Origin of the sequence: Moorena sp. SIO2C4 (assembly GCF_010672485.1) — a bacterium.
GTDB lineage: Bacteria > Cyanobacteriota > Cyanobacteriia > Cyanobacteriales > Coleofasciculaceae > Moorena > Moorena producens.
In genome coordinates this window covers 1-3317 of sequence record NZ_JAAHGN010000871.1, presented here as the reverse complement: position 1 = coordinate 3317, position 3317 = coordinate 1, and the positions used below count along the sequence as shown (strand labels likewise).

Genomic DNA, 3317 nt, shown 5'->3' with positions numbered 1-3317 from the left:
TCATGTCAGGATACCCTTAATTAAAATTTCCCCCATCTCCCCATCTTCCCATCTCCCCATCTCCCCATCTCCCCATCTCCCCATCTCCCCACACTCCTAATCTGAAGGCGGTAATTCCTGATCCCTCAAGCTTTTTTTACCTGTTCCCGCATAATATTTATATTGTTCAATGATAATTTTCGCCAGCTCAGAAAGGGGTATTTCCTTACCATCAATTTGAGCTTTAACATAAATCTTCAGAGCTTCAATATAAGATAGACCAAGAGCCAAAGTTAGTGCTGCTGCCGTTGAGCCTGATATTGCTCCACCAAGAACAGTGCCTGCACCAGGAATCATTTTGAGTAAATTCGCGACAATTACTTTACCCACTGCAGTCACTCCTCCTGTACCCCCAAGAGCAGATATCACCATTCCCAGAAAAGCTCTTTCAACCGTTAATCCAAAAATGCTGGTGATGTTAGCAATCATTACCGTTTGCATCGTTACCAAGATTGGCGCATCAGAAAACGGAATTGGTGAGGCACCAACCAATGCTGAACCAGTAACATAACCCGTAACATATTTAAACGCTTCACCTGCTTTTAGTTCAATATTTCTAATCTGTTCTCTCAGAAATGCTTTGCGCTGGGCTTCTGGCAGTAAATTTGCCGTCACTTCTACTAAACGCTCTAAACCATGGGCTGTCACCGTATAATCATCATCGATTGGTTTTGATTGTGCTAGCACTGGAATAATCTGACTAACCGGTAGATTTTTTCTCTCTAGGAAAGCAATAAAATCACTACGTTTTTTCGTTAAGGTTTGAGTCAGAACTAAGATAACTGGTACATCTTTTTGTTGGAGGCTCTTTAGCCATTCTTCTTCAATCGGATCCAATCGAGCAGTCTCATGATTAAGGCAATACCACACCACATGAATGTGTTCTTTTGCCTCTAGTTTCCTTTGATCATCAATTAGTTTCGAGATATCTCTCCTTACTCGTTCAATCTGTTCGGCTTTAAGTTCTAGCCCTGGCGTATCGTACACTGTAATCGGGCAACCTGTTTTGGTATAACGACGAATGGTTTGAGTAACAGGATAGCCCACTCCTGTTTCTGCCAGGCGAGAGCGAAAAATTGTGTTTACTAAGGTACTTTTTCCTACACCGGTTTTCCCAATTACTAAAACATTACATTGCTCAATTTTGCTCTGGGCATCTTCATAGGCTTCGCTCATTTTGCCTAACAGTTCATCAAATGAGATGTGCTCTGACATTAGTAGTTTTCTCCTTTAAGCTGTTGTGCATTTAAACTGTATATAGCATTTTCAGTTGAGATGTAACCTGAGAATGTCTTATGTTATTTTACTATAAAACTCTGGAGCTATTGCCCCTACTATTGCATTTTTCGAAATTTCTGAGTTTATAACTCATTTGATAACGCTATATATTATCGACATACTGTTCGATAAAATTCCTAAGTTCCTTCACATTAAAATCCTTAGCCAATTTATAAATAACTTTAGCAAATGGTACAAATTTAGCATCTAATACTTCCAGCTTTTCCGCTTCTTGGCTGATGTCAAACACATTACCTTTCTTAGACAAGTCATAAAGTTGGAGCAGAATATCAGATGGGGGAGGCACAATGGCATCTAGGTGGATTTGTTCAGCTCCAGCATCTATTATAGTTTCTGGTTTTGGTATGAAGTCTTCATACACCCATTCCAGTTGCAAATGCTGTTTTAATTTTTCCAGTAATTCTGCTACATCCACTGGTTTGGGAATAAAATCATCGCAGCCTGCATGCCAACTCTGTTGCTGGTCTAACTCATAAACACTGGCAGATGAAGCAATAATCAACAGATCTTTCAATTTATCTAATGAGCGCAGACGTCGCATCATTTCCAAGCCATCCATCACCGGCATCACCAAGTCAGTAATAATTAGGTCAGGGTTACATTCTGTGGCTTTTTCCAAACCCTCAACCCCATTAGTGGCCTCCAACAGTTCAAATCCCAGAGGTTGTAACACATTCACAATTACAGAGCGATTCTGCCATTTGTCATCTACTACTAAGATTTTCCGAGCTTTTCCATGACAACCTATAATAGTCTTAGTGGAAGCTTGCTTACTCGCAATCAAAGCTGTAGTAATCGGTAAATCTAAATCTATAGAGAACATGCTACCTTTGCCATAAGTACTCTCAACATTGATAGCACTTCCCATCAACTTGATAATTGTTTGGCTAATCGCTAATCCAAGTCCAGTACCTTGTTCACGATGATCAACATCCCCCACCTGTTCAAAGGGCAAAAATATTTTTTCCAGTTGTTCTGGGGTCATCCCAATGCCAGTATCTTTAATTATAAATCGAAGTCTGACTAGGGGGGATTGGAGAGTAGGAAGTCGTGGGTGTTTACTGATAACCTCTACCTTAAACGTGACTCCGCCATGGTCAGTAAACTTAATGGCATTGCCCAAAAGGTTAATCAGAACTTGTCGCAATCGTTTGGCATCAGCCAGGATACCGTCTGGCAGATGGGATGAGGGTAGATAAATAAAAGCAATCTCTTTTTGCTGGGCTTTAACCCGGCACATTTCTACAACTTCCATCAGAAAGGACGGCAAATGAACTTCTCTGGGAAACAGTTCCATTTTCCGAGCTTCGATTTTGGATAAGTCTAAAATGTCATTAATCAGATGGAGTAGATAGTTGCCACACTGATAAATAAGGTTGATCTGGTCTTTTTGTTGAGCAGTTATCTGTGGATCCCGTTGTAGAATTTGGGCGTAACCCAAAACGCCATTGAGGGGAGTACGCAATTCATGACTCATATTAGCCAGGAATTGACTTTTGGCGTGATTAGCCTGATCAGCCGCTTCTTTAGCTGCTTTGAACTCAGCTGTACGTTCCTCAACCCGGATTTCCAGTAAAGCATTGGCTTTTCGCAGTTGTGCTTCGATTCGCCTACGCCCAGCTAGATAAACTAGACCATAGCTAAATCCAAAACAGGAAACACCAGCAAATAAGAGCCAATAGCGGTACTGATGGATAACTTGACCCAGAGTAACTTTTCCCCAATCTTCGTAGGGACGAACCCGCAGATTCCGTAAGGTTTCGTGACAAGGTTGGTAGTTGGCCGGGATGGTCCAGCCCTGATAACGACCAGCTTTGGCCGCTGGGTGCTCAGAAGGCATGGTCATTAATGCGATCGCAACCTCTTCCGCTAACTCCACGGGGGTGGGGGGTAGTGTGGAAAAAGGCCATTCTGGATAAAGTTTAGTACTCAGAGCAAAAGGGAAAGTGTCCTAATATTGAGTTTGCTGATTCAGGATC

2 protein-coding genes are annotated in these 3317 nt (G+C 41.8%); both read right to left on the bottom strand.

Annotated elements, in window-relative coordinates:
* Window positions 1-96: 96 nt before the first annotated feature.
* Window positions 97-1254: a YcjF family protein gene (locus F6K20_RS30605; protein ID WP_008182165.1), complete on the bottom strand. Its 1158-nt coding sequence runs from the start codon at window positions 1252-1254 to the stop codon at window positions 97-99.
* A gap of 166 nt (window positions 1255-1420) precedes the next feature.
* Window positions 1421-3217, bottom strand: a complete 1797-nt coding sequence (locus F6K20_RS30600; RefSeq protein ID WP_287297230.1) for an ATP-binding protein — start codon at window positions 3215-3217, stop codon at window positions 1421-1423.
* Between the last annotated feature and the right edge of the window lie 100 nt (window positions 3218-3317).